The sequence below is a fragment of the Methylopila jiangsuensis genome (assembly GCF_027922305.1).
GTDB lineage: Bacteria > Pseudomonadota > Alphaproteobacteria > Rhizobiales > Methylopilaceae > Methylopila > Methylopila jiangsuensis.
On sequence record NZ_BSFK01000007.1, the window covers coordinates 133,795 to 150,179 of the forward strand.

A 16,385-nucleotide genomic window follows, 5' to 3' on the forward strand; every position below is an offset into this window, starting at 1 on the left:
TGGATACCCGCGCTGCGCGCGGGCATGACGTGAAGCCGAGGCGGAACCGCCCATGACCAAGATCATCGTCGACGGCGCCGAGGTCGACGTCCCGGCCGAGTACACCATCCTGCAGGCCTGCGAGGCGGCGGGGGCCGAGATTCCGCGCTTCTGCTACCATGAGCGGCTGTCGATCGCCGGCAACTGCCGCATGTGCCTCGTCGAGGTGAAGGGCGGGCCGCCCAAGCCGGTGGCCTCCTGCGCCATGGGCGTGCGCGACCTGCGCCCCGGGCCGAACGGCGAGCCGCCGGTGGTCTCCACCCGCTCGCCCATGGTGAAGAAGGCGCGCGAGGGGGTGATGGAGTTCCTGCTCATCAACCACCCGCTGGATTGCCCGATCTGCGACCAGGGCGGCGAGTGCGACCTGCAGGACCAGGCCATGGCCTACGGCGTCTCGGGCTCGCGCTTCCACGAGAACAAGCGCGCGGTCGAGGACAAGCACATCGGGCCGCTGGTCAAGACGACCATGACCCGCTGCATCCACTGCACCCGCTGCGTGCGTTTCGTGACCGAGGTCACCGGCGTCGCCGAGCTCGGCGCCATCGGCCGCGGCGAGGACATGGAGATCACCACCTATCTGGAATCCGCGCTGTCGTCGGAGCTGCAGGGCAACGTCATCGACCTGTGCCCGGTGGGCGCGCTGACCTCGAAGCCTTACGCCTTCCAGGCCCGGCCGTGGGAGCTGTCGAAGACCGAGTCCATCGACGTCATGGACGCGCTCGGCTCCGCCATCCGGGTGGACGCCCGCGGGCGCGAGGTGATGCGCATCCTGCCGCGCGTCAACGACGAGGTGAACGAGGAGTGGATCTCGGACAAGACCCGCTTCGTGTGGGACGGCCTGCGCGCCCAGCGGCTGGACCGGCCCTACGTGCGTGAAGGCGGCCGCCTGCGCCCGGCGTCGTGGCCCGAAGCGCTGGCGAAGGTCGCGGAGAAGATCAAGACGACCGACAAGGCCCGCATCGGCGCCATCGTCGGCGATCTCGCCGCGGCCGAGGAGATGTTCGCGCTGAAGGATCTGCTGAGCCGTCTCGGCGTCGCGAACATCGACGCCCGCCAGGACGGCGCCGCGATCGATCCGGCCGCGGGCCGCGCAAGCTACCTGTTCAATCCGGGGATCGCCGGCGTCGACGAGGCGGACGCGATCCTGATCGTGGGCTCCAACCCGCGGCTCGAGGCGCCGGTGCTGAACGCCCGCATCCGCCGGGCGTGGCGCCAGCGCGGCGTGCGCGTGGGGCTGATCGGCGAGCGCGCCGACCTCACCTATGGCGCGGAGCACATCGGCGCCGGGACCGACAGCCTGATCGAGCTGGTGGAGGGCAAGCACTCCTTCGCCCGGGTTCTCGCGGGGGCCAGCCGGCCGCTGATCCTGATCGGCGCCGGCGCGCTGGCACGTCCCGACGGCGCGGCGGTGCTGTCCGCCGCCGCGAGGCTGGCGCAGGGCGTCGAGGCTCGGGCCGAGGGCTGGAACGGCCTCGCGGTGCTGCACGCCGCGGCCTCCCGCGTGGGCGCGCTCGACCTCGGGCTGGTTCCGGGGGAGGGGGCGAAGACCGCGGCCGAGATGGCGGCGCCCGGCGGGCTCGACGTGGCCATCCTGCTCGGCGCGGATGAGATCGAGGTCGCGCCCGGCGCCTTCGTGGTCTACCTCGGCAGCCATGGCGACCGCGGCGCGCACCGCGCCGACGTCATCCTGCCGGGCGCGGCCTACACCGAGAAGTCCGGCCTCTACGTCAACACCGAAGGCCGGGTGCAGGTGGCGAACCGCGCCACCTTCCCGCCCGGCGAGGCGCGGGAGGACTGGGCCATCCTGCGCGCCCTGTCCGACCAGGTCGGCGCGCGTCTTCCTTACGACTCGCTGGCGCAGCTGCGCGCGGCGCTGGTCGCGGCCCATCCGCATTTCGGCGCGGTGGACGCGGTCGCCGCCGGCGACCCGGCGGACCTCTCGCGTCTGGCGCAAGCCGGCGGCGCGCTCTCGGGCGACGTGTTCCTGAACGCCGTGTCTGACTTCCATCTGACGAACCCGATCGCCCGCGCCTCGGCCATCATGGCCGAGATGAGCGCGCTCCGGCAGGGGTCGCTGGCGGAGGCCGCGGAGTGATGAATGTGCGAGCAAGCTCGTCCGTCATGCCCGCGAATGCGGGCATCCACGACTTTCGTGGCGCGGCGGTCGACGTCCAAGTCGTGGATGCCCGGCATGCGCCGGGCATGACGGCGCGTGTCGCAGCGGCTGAGTGAGGGCGGATAACGTGGAAACCCTTCTCCAGGTGCTGCTGATCCTCGCCCAGAGCCTCGCGCTGCTGGTCGCGCTGCTGGTGTTCATCGCCTACATCCTGCTGGCCGACCGCAAGGTCTGGGCGGCGGTGCAGCTTCGGCGCGGTCCGAACGTGGTCGGGCCGTTCGGCCTGTTCCAGTCCTTCGCCGACCTGCTCAAGTTCGTGCTGAAGGAGCCGGTGGTCCCGTCCAGCTCCAACAAGGGCGTGTTCCTGCTGGCGCCGCTGGTCACCTGCTTCCTGGCGCTCGGCGCCTGGGCGGTGATCCCGCTTGCGGACGGCTGGGTCATCGCCGACCTGAACGTGGGCATCCTCTACGTGTTCGCGATCTCCTCGCTCGGCGTCTACGGCGTCATCATGGGCGGCTGGTCGTCGAACTCGAAATACCCGTTCCTGGGCGCGCTGCGCTCGGCGGCGCAGATGGTGTCCTACGAGGTCTCGATCGGCTTCGTGATCATCTGCGTGCTGCTCTGCGTCGGCTCGCTGAACCTGTCGGACATCGTGCGGGCTCAGGACACCGCCGCCGGCGTGTTCGGCTGGTACTGGCTGCCGCTGTTCCCGATGTTCGTGGTGTTCTTCATCTCCGCGCTCGCCGAGACCAACCGGCCGCCGTTCGACCTGCCCGAGGCGGAGTCGGAGCTGGTCGCCGGCTTCATGACCGAATACGGCTCCACGCCCTACCTGCTGTTCATGCTGGGCGAGTACGTGGCGATCATGTCCATGTGCGCGCTGACCACGATCCTGTTCCTCGGCGGCTGGCTGTCGCCGATCCCGTTCGCGCCATTCACCTGGATTCCGGGCGTGATCTGGTTCGTGGGCAAGATGTGCCTGGTGTTCTTCATGTTCGCCATGGTGAAGGCCTTCGTGCCCCGCTACCGCTACGACCAGCTCATGCGGCTCGGCTGGAAGGTGTTCCTGCCGATCTCGCTCGCCATGGTGGTGATCGTGGCCGGCGTGCTGCAGTTCACGGGCTGGGCGCCGTGAGCTTCAGCGCCCTCGGCGCGCTTGCGGGCGCGGTCGCGGGCGCGGTTCTCGGGTGGATCGGGGCGCGGGTGATCAACGCGGGCCTCGATGCGCAGATCGGACGGGCGTCTCCCGAGGACGCCGCGAAATTCACGACGATCCGCCGGCTCGCCGGTCCGATCGTCATCGCCACCACGATCGTGGAGATCGCGATCGTCGGCTATGTGGCCGTGGAATTGCTCGCGGGCTGAGACGCCCGCATGAGGAGACGAGGGTTGGAGATGCGGCTCGACCAAGCGGCCCGCTCGCTGTTCCTGAAGGAGTTCGTGTCGGCGTTTTTTCTGTCGATGCGCTACTTCTTCCGGCCCAAGGCGACCATCAACTACCCCTTCGAGAAGGGCGCCATCAGCCCGCGCTTCCGGGGGGAGCACGCCCTGCGCCGCTACCCCAACGGCGAGGAGCGCTGCATCGCGTGCAAGCTGTGCGAGGCCATCTGCCCGGCGCAGGCCATCACCATCGAGGCCGGCCCGCGCCGCAACGACGGCACGCGGCGCACGACCCGTTACGACATCGACATGGTGAAGTGCATCTATTGCGGCTTCTGCCAGGAGGCCTGTCCCGTGGACGCCATCGTCGAGGGGCCGAACTTCGAGTTCGCCACCGAGACCCGCGAGGAGCTCTATTACGACAAGGAGCGCCTGCTCGCGAACGGCGACCGCTGGGAGCGGGAGATCGCCCGCCGCATCGCGCTCGACGCGCCGTACCGGTGAGGGCCGTGATGACGACAGTCTCGGCGCGCCGGCGACAGGCGCCACGGTCACCTCTCCCCGGCGGGGAGAGGTCGCGAGGCGTCAGCCTCGCGGGTGAGGGGGCTTCGGTCCGCTTCGCCCGCAGCCTCCCCCTCACCCGGCGCTTCGCGCCGACCTCTCCCCGCCGGGGAGAGGTGAAGGGCCAGCGTTTCGCCGGCGCCGACCTTCCGCGCAAGGACCTTCGCGCATGAGCTTCGCCGCCCTGTTCTTCTATCTCTTCGCCACCGTCACCGTGGCCTCCGCCTTCATGGTGATCGCGGCCAAGAACCCCGTGCATTCGGTGCTGTTCCTGATCCTCGCCTTCGTGAACGCGGCCGGCCTGTTCGTGCTGATGGGCGCCGAGTTCCTGGCGATGATCCTGGTGGTCGTCTACGTGGGCGCGGTCGCGGTGCTGTTCATGTTCGTCACCATGATGCTCGACGTGGATTTCGCGGAGTTGCGCGACGGCTTCCTGCAGTATCTGCCGGTGGGCGCGCTGGTCGGCGCCATCGTTCTGGTGGAACTGGTGCTGGTGGTGGGAACCTGGAGCTTCGGCGGGGCTCAGAGCACGGTCACGCCGTCCGCGCCGATCCCCGCCGACGTCACCAACGCGGAAGCGCTCGGCCGCGTGCTCTACACCGAGCACCTGCTGCTATTCCAGGCGGCCGGCCTCGTGCTGCTCACCGCCATGATCGGCGCCATCGTGCTGACGCTGCGCGAGCGCCGCGCCGGCGTGAAGCGCCAGGACATCTCGGCCCAGGTCGCCCGCGGCCCCGCCACCGCCATCGAGGTGGTGAAGGCGCGTCCGGGCGAGGGCCTTTCGGAGGGGACGGTCTGACCATGGACGTCGGTCTCGGACATTACCTCACGGTCGCCGCCATCCTGTTCACGCTCGGGGTGCTCGGCATCTTCCTGAACCGGAAGAACGTGATCGTCATCCTGATGTCGGTGGAGCTGATCCTGCTGGCCGTGAACATCAACTTCGTGGCGTTCTCCACCCATATGGGCGACCTGAACGGCCAGGTGTTCGCGCTGTTCGTGCTCACCGTCGCCGCCGCCGAGGCCGCGATCGGCCTCGCCATCCTCGTGGTCTATTTCCGCAACCGCGGCACGATCGCGGTCGAGGACATCAACCGGATGAAGGGGTGAGGGCTTACGCCCCGACGGACCGCCGATGTACCATCTGATCGTCTTCCTTCCGCTTCTGGGCGCCATCGCCGCCGGCGTCATCGCGCTCGCCGGCGCCCGCAAGCGCCATCCCGGCGCCGTGGGCCCCGTGGACGCCTTCCACCACGCCCACGACCATGGCGGCCATGGCCATGGCGCGCATCACGACGCCCACGCGCATGACGCCCATGGCCACGACGACCACGGCCACCACGACGACCACGGTCACGGCCCGGTCGAACCGCCGGCGCAAGGGTCGCGGCTCGCGGAGCTGATCACCACCGGCCTGCTGATGGTCTCGGCGCTGCTGGCGTGGATCGCCTTCATCGACGTGGCCATCTCCGGCAACGCCGCCCATGTGCCGGTGCTGCGCTGGATCACCTCGGGCGAGCTCGCCATCGACTGGGCGTTCCGGGTCGACACGCTGACCGCCGTCATGCTGGTGGTGGTCACCTCGGTGTCGGCGCTCGTCCACCTCTATTCCATCGGCTACATGCACGAGGATCCGCATCGGCCGCGGTTCTTCGGCTACCTGTCGCTGTTCACCTTCATGATGCTGATGCTGGTGACGGCGGACAATCTGGTCCAGCTGTTCTTCGGCTGGGAGGGCGTCGGCCTCGCCAGCTACCTGCTGATCGGCTTCTGGTATCAGAAGCCCTCCGCCAACGCCGCGGCCATCAAGGCCTTCGTGGTCAACCGCGTCGGCGACTTCGGCTTCCTGCTCGGCATCTTCGCCACCTTCGTGGTGTTCGGCAGCGTTCAGTTCGAAACCATCTTCGCAGCCGTCCCCGCCGCGGCCGACAAGACCATCCACGTCTTCGGCCACGACTGGCACGCGCTCACCGTGATCGGGCTGCTGCTGTTCATGGGCGCCATGGGCAAATCGGCCCAGCTCGGCCTGCACACCTGGCTGCCGGACGCCATGGAGGGCCCGACGCCGGTGTCGGCGCTGATCCACGCCGCCACCATGGTCACCGCCGGCGTGGTGCTGGTGGCGCGCATGTCGCCGATCTACGAGTTCGCGCCGGACGCGCTCACCGTCATCACCTATGTGGGCGCCACCACGGCGATCTTCGCCGCCACCGTCGGCCTGGTGCAGACCGACATCAAGCGCGTCATCGCCTATTCCACCTGCTCGCAGCTCGGCTACATGTTCGTGGCGCTCGGCGTCGGGGCCTATGGCGTGGCGGTGTTCCACCTGTTCACGCACGCCTTCTTCAAGGCGCTGCTGTTCCTCGGCTCCGGCTCGGTGATCCATGCGATGCACCACGAGCAGGACATGCGGAACATGGGCGGCCTGCGCCGGCTGATCCCGCTGACCTACTGGATGATGGTGATCGGCACGCTGGCGCTGACCGGCTTCCCGCTGACCGCCGGCTACTTCTCCAAGGACGCGGTGATCGAGGCGGCCTATGCGGCGCATTCCAGCGCGGGCATGTACGCCTTCGTCCTCACCGTGCTCGCGGCGCTGCTGACCTCGTTCTACTCGTGGCGCCTAATCTTCCTCACCTTCCACGGCCGTCCGCGCGCCTCGCTCGAGACCATGAGCCACGTGCACGAGAGCCCGCGGGTGATGACGGTGCCGCTGCTGGTGCTGGCGGTGGGCGCGCTGTTCGCCGGCGCGGTGTTCAAGTCGCGCTTCATCGGCGACAAGCACGACAGCTTCTGGAACGGCGCGCTGTTCGTGGGCGAGCACAACGAGATCCTGCACCACATGCACGAGGCGCCGGCGTGGGTGATCTGGTCGCCCTTCGTGATGATGGTCCTCGGCTTCGCGACGGCCTGGTTCTTCTACATCCGCAGCCCCGAGACGCCCGCCCGCCTCGCGGAGCGGCACCGGCTGCTGTACCAGTTCCTGCTCAACAAGTGGTGGTTCGACGAGCTCTACGACCGGCTGTTCACCCGCCCGGCCAAGTGGCTCGGCCGCTTCCTGTGGAAGACGGGCGACGGCCGGATCATCGACGGCCTCGGGCCGGACGGAGTCTCGGCGCGGGTGATCGACGTCACCAACCGCGTGGTGAAGCTGCAGACGGGCTACGTCTACCACTACGCCTTCGCGATGCTGATCGGCGTCGCGGCCCTGTTCACCTGGTTCCTGATGCGGGGTCTGTGATGATCGTCGATCTCCAGGTGACGATGGAAACGCCTCGTCATGCCCGAGCCTGTCTCGGGCATCCACGACTGCCTGTCAGCCGCTCGGCGCTCGAAGTCGTGGATACCCGCGCTGCGCGCGGGCATGACGGCCGCGAAGTCGCAGGAACGCCCCAATGACCGGCTGGCCCATCCTCTCGCTGCTGACCTTCCTTCCGCTGGTCGGCGTGTTCTTCCTGCTCGTGATCCGCGGGCAGGACGAGGCGAGCCTCGGCAACATGCGCCATGTGGCGCTGTGGACGACCGTGGTGAACTTCGCCGTCTCTGTGGTGCTGTGGGCGAAGTTTGACCTCGCGCAGCCGGGCTTCCAGTTCATCGAGCAGGCCGAATGGCTCGGCGGCTCCATCAACTACAAGCTCGGCGTGGACGGCATCTCGGCGCCCTTCGTGGTGCTGACCGCCTTCCTGATGCCGTTCTGCATCCTGGCGTCCTGGACCACGATCAAGACGCGGGTGCGCGAGTACCTGATCGCGTTCCTCGTGCTCGAGACGCTCATGATCGGCGTGTTCTGCGCGCTCGACATGGTGCTGTTCTATCTGTTCTTCGAAGCCGGCCTGATCCCGATGTTCCTCATCATCGGCATCTGGGGCGGCCCGCGCCGGGTCTACGCCAGCTTCAAGTTCTTCCTTTACACGCTGCTCGGCTCGCTGCTGATGCTGGTGGGCATCCTCGCCATGTACGGGACGGCGGGCACCACCGACATCGTGGCGCTGCTCGCCTACAAGTTCCCGGCGGACATGCAGTGGTGGCTGTGGCTCGGCTTCTTCGCCTCCTTCGCGGTGAAGATGCCCATGTGGCCGGTGCACACTTGGCTGCCCGACGCCCATGTGGAGGCGCCGACGGCGGGCTCCGTGATCCTCGCGGGCATCCTGCTGAAGATGGGCGGCTACGGCTTCCTGCGCTTCTCGCTGCCCATGTTCCCGCTGGCGTCGGAGTATTTCGCGCCGTTCGTGTTCACCCTCTCCGTCGTCGCCATCATCTACACCTCGCTGGTCGCGCTGATGCAGGAGGACATCAAGAAGCTCATCGCCTACTCGTCGATCGCGCACATGGGCTTCGTGACCATGGGCATCTTCGCGCTCAACGAGCAGGGCGTGCAGGGCGCGGTGTTCCAGATGATCAGCCACGGCGTGGTCTCGGGCGCGCTGTTCCTGTGCGTGGGCGTGATCTACGACCGGCTGCACACCCGCGAGATCAAGGCCTTCGGCGGCCTCGTGAACCGCATGCCCTGGTACGCGGCGGCGTTCCTCGTCTTCACCATGGCCAATGTGGGCCTGCCCGGCACCTCCGGCTTCGTGGGCGAGTTCCTGACGCTGATGGGCTCGTTCCGGGCCAACTCCTGGGTGGCGCTGTTCGCCACCACCGGCGTCATCCTGTCCGCCGGCTACGCGCTCTGGCTCTACCGTCGCGTGGTGCTCGGGCCGCTGGACAAGCCGGAGCTCGCCGGCATCCCGGACCTGTCGCGCCGGGAGATCGCGCTGCTTGCGCCGCTGCTGGTCCTCACCGTGCTGTTCGGCGTGTGGCCGGCGCCGGTGATCGACTTCTCCGCCGCCTCCATCGACGGCCTGCTGCAGCAGACCACCGCCGCCATCGAGAGCGCCGGCAAGGCCGCCGCTCTGGCGGGGCAGTGAACCTCGGGACGACCTGACCATGGACGCCACCTTGCCTTCCCTCGCGCCGGCGCTTCCCGAGCTGATCCTCGCGGTCGGCGCGCTTGTCCTCGTGCTCGTGGGCGCGATCCGCGGCGAGCGCGCCACCCCGCTGGTCAACGGCCTCGCGCTCGTGGTTCTGGCGCTCGCCACCGTCGCGGTCACGCTCGCCCCCGCGGAGTCCACCTTCAACGGCGCCTTCGTGCTGGACGGCTTCGCCCGCTTCATGAAGCTGATCGCCTTCATCGGCGCTTTCGCGGCGCTGCTGCTGTCGTTCGACTACATGGAGCGCCTGCGCTTCGCCCGGTTCGAATACGCCATCCTGGTGGTGCTCGCGACGCTCGGCATGGCGCTGATGATCTCGGCCCACGACCTGATCGCGCTCTATCTCGGCCTCGAGCTGCAGAGCCTCGCGCTCTATGTCATCGCCGCCATCAACCGCGACGACGAGCGCTCCACGGAAGCGGGCCTGAAGTATTTCGTGCTGGGCGCGCTGTCGTCCGGCATGCTGCTCTACGGCGCGTCGCTGATCTACGGCTCCACCGGCGCGGTGGGCTTCACCGAGATCGCCGCGGCGCTGAAGGGCGGCGAGGCCTCGCTCGGCCTGATCTTCGGCGTGGTGTTCCTGATCTCCGGCTTCGCCTTCAAGGTCTCGGCGGTGCCGTTCCACATGTGGACGCCGGACGTCTACGAGGGCGCGCCGACGCCGATCACCGCCTTCTTCGCCTCCGCCACCAAGGTGGCCGCCATGGCCATGTTCGTGCGCGCCGTCGCCGAGGCGCTGCCGGAGGTGACCTCCGAATGGCGGCAGGTGGTGGTGTTCGTGGCGCTGGCCTCCATGGCGCTCGGCTCCTTCGCCGCCATCGGGCAGAGCAACATCAAGCGCCTGATGGCCTACTCCTCCATCGGCCACATGGGCTACGCGCTGGTCGGCCTCGCCGCCGGCACGCCCGAGGGCGTGCGGGGCGTCGCGATCTATCTGGCGATCTATCTCGCCATGACGCTCGGCGCCTTCGCCTGCATCCTGTCCATGCGGGTCGGCGAGCGTTACGTGGAGAACGTGTCGGATCTGGCGGGCCTGTCGCGCACCAAGCCGGCCATGGCCTTCGTGCTGGCGATGATCCTGTTCTCGCTCGCCGGCATCCCGCCGCTCGCGGGCTTCTTCGCCAAGTTCTACGTGTTCTACGCGGCGGTGAACGCCGGGCTCTACCCGCTCGCGGTGGCCGGCTTCGTGCTGTCGGTGGTGGGCGCGTTCTACTATCTGCGCCTCGTCAAGATCATCTATTTCGACGAGCCGACGGTGGAGTTCGCTCCCATGACGCTCGCGGCCAAGGCGGTGCTGACGGTCGCGGGCGGCTTCACGCTGCTCTACTTCGTCTACCCCGCGCCCCTCACCGCCGCCGCCGGCGCGGCGGCGCAGTCGCTGTTCTAACGCGCGGCGGTTCATTCTGGACGCTGCGGCGATGACCTTCGCTCTCGGCCCTCACGCCGTCGCCGCCGGCCATGCGCTGCAGGCCTACGACACGGTCGGCTCCACCAACGCCGAGGCGCTCGGGCTCGCGCGCGAGGGGCGGGGGCCGGTGTGGGTGGTGGCGCGGGCGCAGACGGCGGGGCGGGGGCGACGCGGGCGGGCGTGGTCCACCGGGCGCGGCAATCTGGCGGCGAGCTTCGGCGTGACGCTCGCCCTGCCGCCCGCGACCGCCGCGACGCTCGGCTTCGTGGCGGGGCTCGCGCTCGAGCAGGCGCTGCGCGCCGCCGCGCCGTCGCTCTCCACCCCCACCACCCGGGCGGAGCTGAAATGGCCGAACGACGTGATCGTCGACGGCGCCAAGCTCGCCGGCATCCTGCTGGAGGCCGACGCCTCGGTTCCCGGCTGCATCTCCGTCGCGGTCGGCATGGGCGTGAACGTGGCGGCGGCGCCCGAGGGCCTGCCCTATCCCGCGGCCTCGCTGGCCGCCCGCGGCGACGCCGTGAGCGCGGAACAGCTCTTCGTCGCGTTGACGGACGCCTTCGCCTCGTGGTTCCACATCTGGGACGAGGGACGGGGCTTCCCTGCGCTGCGCAAGGCGTGGATGGCGCGCGCGGCGGGGGTGGGGCGGCCGGTCCGGGTGGATGCGGGCGGGCGCGTTCTCAGCGGCCTGTTCGAAAAGATCGATGATGAGGGTCGCCTCGTGCTACGAGGCGAGGATGGAGCGTTCGTCGCGGTGGCGGCGGGCGACGTGCATTTCGGGACCGTGGCCACGGTTCGAGAGTAAGGGTGCGGATGGCGCAGGATCTGGTTTTCGTTCCCCTCGGCGGCGTGGGGGAGATCGGCATGAACGCCGGCCTCTATGGTCTTGGCGAAGGGCGCAAGCGGCGCTGGCTGATGGTGGACTGCGGCGTGACCTTCGGCGATCCCGTCACGACGCCGGGCGTCGACCTGATCATGCCGGACATCCGCTTCGCGCTCTCCCATGGCAAGGCGGTGGAGGCCATCGTCCTCACCCACGCCCATGAGGACCATTACGGCGCGCTGCTGGACCTGTGGCCTCAGCTCAAGTGCCCCGTCTACGCCACGCCCTTCGCCGCCGGCCTGCTGGACGCCAAGCGCGCCGCCGAGCGCGACGCGCCCAAGATCGACGTGCGGGTGGTGGCCGAGGGCTCCCGCTTCTCCGTCGGCCCGTTCGACGTGGAGCTGGTGCCGGTCGCGCATTCGATCCCGGAATCCACCGCGCTCACGCTGCGCACGCCGGTCGGAACCGTCATCCACACCGGCGACTGGAAGATCGACCGCACCCCCGTGCTCGGCCGCCCCACCGACGAGGAGCGCTTCCGGGCCATCGGCGAGGAGGGCGTCGCCGCCATCGTCGGCGATTCGACCAACTCGCTGCGCGAGGGCATCTCGCGCTCGGAATCGGAAGTGGCGGCGAGCCTCGGCGAGCTGATCCGCAACGCGCCCGGCCGGGTCGCGGTCACCACCTTCGCCTCCAACGTGGGGCGCCTGCGGGCGGTGGCGGACGCCGCCATGGCCTGCGACCGGCAGGTGGTGCTGGTGGGCCGCGCCATGGCCCGCGCCACCGAGGTGGCGCGGGAGCTGGGCTATCTGGAGGGCGTGCCGGAGTTCCTGAGCCCCGACGCCTTCGGCTATCTGCCCCGCGACAAGGTGGTGGCGCTGATGACCGGCAGCCAGGGCGAGCCCCGCGCGGCGCTCGCCCGCGTGGCGGAAGGCGATCACCCTCAGGTGACGCTCGCCAAGGGCGACCGGGTGATCTTCTCGTCCCGCGCCATCCCCGGCAACGAGAAGGCGGTCGGCCGCATCATCAACCGCCTGATCGAGGGCGGGGCCGAGGTCATCACCGACCGCACCCATTTCGTGCACGTCTCCGGCCATCCCCGGCAGGAGGAGCTCGCCATGCTCTACGGCTGGACCAAGCCGAAGGTGCTGGTGCCGGTCCATGGCGAGGAGGCCCATCTCCACGGCCACGCCGCCTTCGCCCATGCGGTCGGCGTGCCGAAGGTGGTGCGGGTCCGCAACGGCGACATGGTGCGGCTCGCAGGCGGCGAGGCCGAGATCGTGGACGACGTGCCCGTCGGCCGCACGCTGAAGGACGGCCGCGTGCTGGTGAGCGCCACCGAAGCCACCATCGGCGAGCGCCGTCGGCTGAGCTTCGCGGGCGTCGTCTCCATCGCGCTCGCCTTCACCGAGCGCGGCGAGCTTTCGGGCGGGGTTTCGGTGCGCTTCACCGGCCTGCCGCCGCGGGACGACGAGGGCACGCCCATGCTGGAGGTGCTGCGCGACACCGTGCTCGACTGCATCGACGGCCTGCCGCGCCAGAAGCGCCGCGACGCCGGCGTGGTGGAGAAGGCCATCGAGCGCGCGGTGCGCGGCGAACTGCAGCTGGTATGGGGCAAAAAGCCAATATGCCATGTGAGCGTGCTGGGGGTATGAGCGATCGTCGGCGCGACGCCTTCGTGATCGCGATCTGAGCCGAATGTGAGCCACGCGGGCGCGCTCGCGTGGCATGTTCGCCGCGGTCCGGCGTGACCTCAACCTGTTCGGAGCCTTGTCCATGATCGGCCGCCTCAACCACGTCGCCATCGCCGTGCCGGACCTCGCCGCCGCGACCGCGGTCTATCGCGATACGCTGGGTGCCAGGGTGACCGAGCCGACGCAGGAGCCGGAGCACGGCGTCACCGTGGTGTTCATCGAGCTGCCGAACACCAAGGTGGAGCTGCTGGAGCCTCTGGGCGAGAATTCGCCGATCCAGGCGTTCCTCGACCGCGCCCCGGCGGGCGGCATCCACCACGTCTGTTACGAGGTGGACGACATCCTGGCGGCGCGCGACCAGCTCAAGGCGCAGGGCGCGCGGGTTCTGGGCTCGGGCGAGCCGAAGATCGGCGCCCACGGCAAGCCGGTGCTGTTCCTGCATCCGAAGGACATGCTCGGCACGCTTGTGGAGCTCGAGCAGGCGTGATCCTTCCGATCGCAAGCTGGGTCGCGATCTATTTCGTGATCTGGTGGATCGCGCTGTTCGCGGCGCTGCCCTTCGCCGGCCGCAGTCAGGCGGAGGAGGGCGCCGTGGTGCCCGGGTCGGAGGCGAGCGCCCCCGCCCGCTTCCGCTGGCGTCGCCTCGTCCTGCTCAACACCGTGATCTCGACGGCGGTGTTCCTGCTTGTGATGTGGCTGCTGACGCAGAAGATGTTCAGCCTCGACGACGTGCCGTTCCTGCCGAAATACGGCGTGTTCTGACGCCGCTCTCGGCGGGGGGCGGTCCAGTGGAGCGAGCGTCACGCCCGAGCTTGGCCATAGGGCATCATCGCTCGGGCATGACGTTGAGGTGAGACGCGCGACCTGCGCTTACGCCAGCAGCGCCGCCGCCGGGCGCATCACGCCGACCTCGACGCCTTCCCAGTTGGTCAGCCGCTTTGCGGTCTGGCCGGCGAGCCAGTCGCCGGCCGCGCCGGAGGGGTCCAGGAAGCGGGCGATGAGAGCCGCCATCGCCACCTCGGAGGCGCGGGTCGCGCCGTCCTCGATCTTGAGCGCGATCCCGATCCCGAGCTCGGGCAGCGCGGCGATGTGGACGCCCTCCGCGCCGAACTTGACGAAGGCGCGGCCGTTCAGCGCCTGCATCGCCTCGGTGTCGAAGCGGCCGGAGCCGCCGATCTGGAACGGCGCCGACCACGCGGCTTGTTTTAGCCGTCTCGCCGCGGCGGCGCGGGCGGGGCCGAAGCCGGTCTCCGCGCCGAACCGGGCGAAGGCGCGGGCGATGGCGCTGAGCGGCGCGGCGTAGGTGGGGATGCCGCAGCCGTCGGTCCCTACCGGCGCGTCCGCGAGGCTGACGCCCATGGCGGTCTCCAGCGCCGCCGTCACCTCCCGCTGCACCGGATGGTCGGGGCCGATGTAGCCGGCGGTGTCCACCTCCATGGCGCAGGCGAGGCACAGGAAGCCCGCATGCTTGCCGGAGCAGTTGTTGTGGAGCGCGTTGGGGCCGGCGCCGCTCGCCGCCAGCGCCCGGGCCGCGGCGTCGTTGGTCGGCCAGTGCGCGCCGCATTCCAGCGCCTCGACCCCGAGCCCGAGCCTCGCCAGCGCGCCGGCGGCGGTCGCCACATGCTCCGGCTCGCCGCCGTGGGAGGCGCAGGCGAGCGCCAGCTCCTCCACGGCGAAGCCGAAGCGGTCGGCGGCCCCGCTCTCCACCAGCGGCAGCGCCTGCAGCCCCTTCACCGCCGAGCGCCCGAAGGTCGGCCGTTCCGCGTCGCCCAGCGCCAGCACGATCGCGCCGTCCGCGTCCGCCACCGCAACCGTTCCGGCGTGACGGCTCTCCACCGCCAGCCCGCGGGTGACCTCGACGAGAGTGACGGGAGCGGTCATCGGGAAGTCTCCGGAGGAAGGGATGACGGAACCCGCGCGGCAAGCGCGGTGTTGAGCGCTCACGACGGACGCGGGAGGCGACCATGGCCACGAAATCCCAATCCCACAAGACGAAGACGCCGGCGGCGAAGGACAATCCTTCCATCAAGAACGCGGAGGTCTACGAGGCCCTGCGCGAGCAGGGCGCCAGCAAGGAGAAGGCGGCGCGGATCGCCAACGCCAAGGCGAAATACGGCGACGCAGGGCCGAAGTCGCCCTCCGTCCGCGGCGGCAAGGCCGCGCCTTACGAGGACTGGACCCGAGACGCGCTGTACGAGCGCGCGAAAGAGATCGGCGTCGCCGGCCTGTCCCGGGCGACCAAGGGCGAGCTGATCCACGCGCTCCGGTCGCACTGAGATGGCGGCGGAGCAGGACGGAGACGACGCCGCGCTGGCGAAGCTCGCGAAAGACGTCGGGCTTACGCTCGGCGCGCCCCGCGATCTCACCATCACCCGCCGGCGCGCGGGACGGGGCTTCCGCTATCTGGACGCCAAGGGCCGCCCGGTGCGCGACGCCGCCACGCTCGAGCGCATCGACGCCCTCGCCATCCCGCCGGCCTATGAGGAGGTCCGCATCGCCCGCGACGCGAACGTCCATCTTCAGGCGATCGGGCGCGACGAGGCCGGGCGCGCCCAGTACCGTTACCATCCCGACTGGAACGCGGTACGGGAGCTGAAGAAGGTGGAGCGGCTCGACCGGGTGATCGAGGCGCTGCCCAAGCTGCGGCGCCGGGTGGCGCGGGATCTGGCGAGCCCCCGGCTCAGCCGCGCCAAGGCGCTGGCGGCGGCTGTGGCGCTGATCGACGAGACCCACATCCGGGTCGGCTGCGAGGCCTATGTGCGCAGCAACAAGGCCCATGGCGCCTCCACCTTGCTGAAACGGCATGTGAAGGTGAAGGGCGAGGCGGTGCAGCTCGCCTTCCGGGGCAAGGGCGGCAAGGACATAAGCTGCAGCATCCGCTCCGGCCGGCTCGCCCGCGCGGTCGGGCGCATCGGCGCGCTGCCGGGGCGGAGGCTGTTCCAGTACCGCGACGCCGACGGCGCCGTGCGCCGGATCACGGCGGTGGACGTGAACGCCTATCTGCGCGAGGCGACCGGCCTGCCGGTGACGGCGAAGGATCTGCGCATGCTGGGCGCCAGCGCCAACGCCGCCGAGCATCTGGCGGAGCTTGAGCCCGCAACCAGCCCGACCGCGCGCAGACGTCAGCTCTCGGCGGTGATGCGGGCGATTTCCGAGCGGCTCGCCAACACGCCCGCCGTGGTGCGCAAGTCCTACGTGCATGCGGTGGTGGTTGACGGCTTCGGCTCCGGTTCGCTGAAGAAGGCCTATGCGGGCGCGCGCGGCCGCTCGGGGCTTCGGCGGGCGGAGGCGGCGCTCGCCGGCCTGGTGCGGCGTCTGAAGCGCGGACGGTGACCGAACGGCCGCTTGACCCGCGCGCCATTCCGGCCAATCAGTCCGAAGCCTGCTCTGTCCC

At 69.8% G+C, this 16,385-nt stretch carries 16 protein-coding genes; 15 read left to right on the forward strand and 1 reads right to left on the reverse strand.

From position 1 onward, the window contains the following. The first annotated feature begins 52 nt into the window (after nt 1-52). The 13 genes from nuoG to PKE85_RS07780 all read left to right on the forward strand — a co-directional run bounded on the left by nuoG (nt 53) and on the right by PKE85_RS07780 (nt 13,753). Nucleotides 53-2,134 (forward strand): NADH-quinone oxidoreductase subunit NuoG, encoded by a 2,082-nt coding sequence (gene nuoG, locus PKE85_RS07720; RefSeq protein ID WP_271204221.1) that lies wholly within the window; start codon nt 53-55, stop codon nt 2,132-2,134. Nucleotides 2,135-2,282: 148 nt separating this feature from the next. Continuing rightward, entirely contained in the window at nt 2,283-3,290 is a 1,008-nt protein-coding gene (gene nuoH, locus PKE85_RS07725; protein WP_271204222.1) for an NADH-quinone oxidoreductase subunit NuoH, read from the forward strand. Further along, the gene (locus PKE85_RS07730; RefSeq protein WP_271204223.1) at nt 3,287-3,520 is read left to right on the forward strand and encodes a hypothetical protein; all 234 of its coding nucleotides are present in this window, start codon (nt 3,287-3,289) and stop codon (nt 3,518-3,520) included. The genes nuoH and PKE85_RS07730 overlap by 4 nt, the downstream gene beginning before the upstream one ends. Nucleotides 3,521-3,550: 30 nt before the next feature. After that, nucleotides 3,551-4,039 carry an NADH-quinone oxidoreductase subunit NuoI gene (gene nuoI, locus PKE85_RS07735; protein WP_271204224.1) on the forward strand — a complete coding sequence of 163 codons (489 nt, stop codon included), beginning with the start codon at nt 3,551-3,553 and terminating at the stop codon, nt 4,037-4,039. Between the two features lie 226 nt (nt 4,040-4,265). Then, nucleotides 4,266-4,895, forward strand: coding sequence for an NADH-quinone oxidoreductase subunit J (locus PKE85_RS07740; RefSeq protein ID WP_271204225.1), 630 nt, complete (start codon nt 4,266-4,268; stop codon nt 4,893-4,895). Nucleotides 4,896-4,897: 2 nt separating this feature from the next. Then, nucleotides 4,898-5,206 (forward strand): NADH-quinone oxidoreductase subunit NuoK, encoded by a 309-nt coding sequence (gene nuoK, locus PKE85_RS07745; RefSeq protein ID WP_271204226.1) that lies wholly within the window; start codon nt 4,898-4,900, stop codon nt 5,204-5,206. A 25-nt stretch (nt 5,207-5,231) separates the two neighbouring features. Beyond that, the gene (nuoL, locus tag PKE85_RS07750) at nt 5,232-7,337 is read left to right on the forward strand and encodes an NADH-quinone oxidoreductase subunit L (protein WP_271204227.1); all 2,106 of its coding nucleotides are present in this window, start codon (nt 5,232-5,234) and stop codon (nt 7,335-7,337) included. A gap of 154 nt (nt 7,338-7,491) precedes the next feature. Next, on the forward strand, nt 7,492-9,006 hold the full coding sequence (locus PKE85_RS07755; protein ID WP_271204228.1) for an NADH-quinone oxidoreductase subunit M: 1,515 nt from the start codon (nt 7,492-7,494) through the stop codon (nt 9,004-9,006). Between the two features lie 19 nt (nt 9,007-9,025). Further along, the gene (gene nuoN / locus PKE85_RS07760; RefSeq protein ID WP_271204229.1) at nt 9,026-10,456 is read left to right on the forward strand and encodes an NADH-quinone oxidoreductase subunit NuoN; all 1,431 of its coding nucleotides are present in this window, start codon (nt 9,026-9,028) and stop codon (nt 10,454-10,456) included. A 31-nt stretch (nt 10,457-10,487) separates the two neighbouring features. Next, on the forward strand, nt 10,488-11,279 hold the full coding sequence (locus PKE85_RS07765) for a biotin--[acetyl-CoA-carboxylase] ligase (protein WP_271204230.1): 792 nt from the start codon (nt 10,488-10,490) through the stop codon (nt 11,277-11,279). Between the two features lie 2 nt (nt 11,280-11,281). Beyond that, nucleotides 11,282-12,952 carry a ribonuclease J gene (locus PKE85_RS07770; RefSeq protein ID WP_428981330.1) on the forward strand — a complete coding sequence of 557 codons (1,671 nt, stop codon included), beginning with the start codon at nt 11,282-11,284 and terminating at the stop codon, nt 12,950-12,952. A 121-nt stretch (nt 12,953-13,073) separates the two neighbouring features. Further along, nucleotides 13,074-13,478: a methylmalonyl-CoA epimerase gene (gene mce / locus PKE85_RS07775; protein ID WP_271204232.1), complete on the forward strand. Its 405-nt coding sequence runs from the start codon at nt 13,074-13,076 to the stop codon at nt 13,476-13,478. Continuing rightward, complete coding sequence (locus PKE85_RS07780; protein WP_271204233.1) at nt 13,475-13,753, forward strand: DUF1467 family protein; 279 nt, start codon at nt 13,475-13,477, stop codon at nt 13,751-13,753. The genes mce and PKE85_RS07780 overlap by 4 nt, the downstream gene beginning before the upstream one ends. A 108-nt stretch (nt 13,754-13,861) precedes the next feature. Here PKE85_RS07780 and PKE85_RS07785 read toward each other — a convergent pair whose 3' ends face one another. Next, nucleotides 13,862-14,872: an asparaginase gene (locus PKE85_RS07785; protein ID WP_271204234.1), complete on the reverse strand. Its 1,011-nt coding sequence runs from the start codon at nt 14,870-14,872 to the stop codon at nt 13,862-13,864. Between the two features lie 83 nt (nt 14,873-14,955). Here PKE85_RS07785 and PKE85_RS07790 point away from each other — a divergent pair, with 83 nt between their 5' ends. Both PKE85_RS07790 and PKE85_RS07795 read left to right on the forward strand, forming a co-directional pair. Next, entirely contained in the window at nt 14,956-15,267 is a 312-nt protein-coding gene (locus PKE85_RS07790) for a DUF7218 family protein (RefSeq protein WP_271204235.1), read from the forward strand. Nucleotide 15,268: 1 nt separating this feature from the next. Beyond that, complete coding sequence (locus tag PKE85_RS07795) at nt 15,269-16,324, forward strand: DNA topoisomerase IB (RefSeq protein WP_271204236.1); 1,056 nt, start codon at nt 15,269-15,271, stop codon at nt 16,322-16,324. The last annotated feature ends 61 nt before the right edge of the window (nt 16,325-16,385 follow it).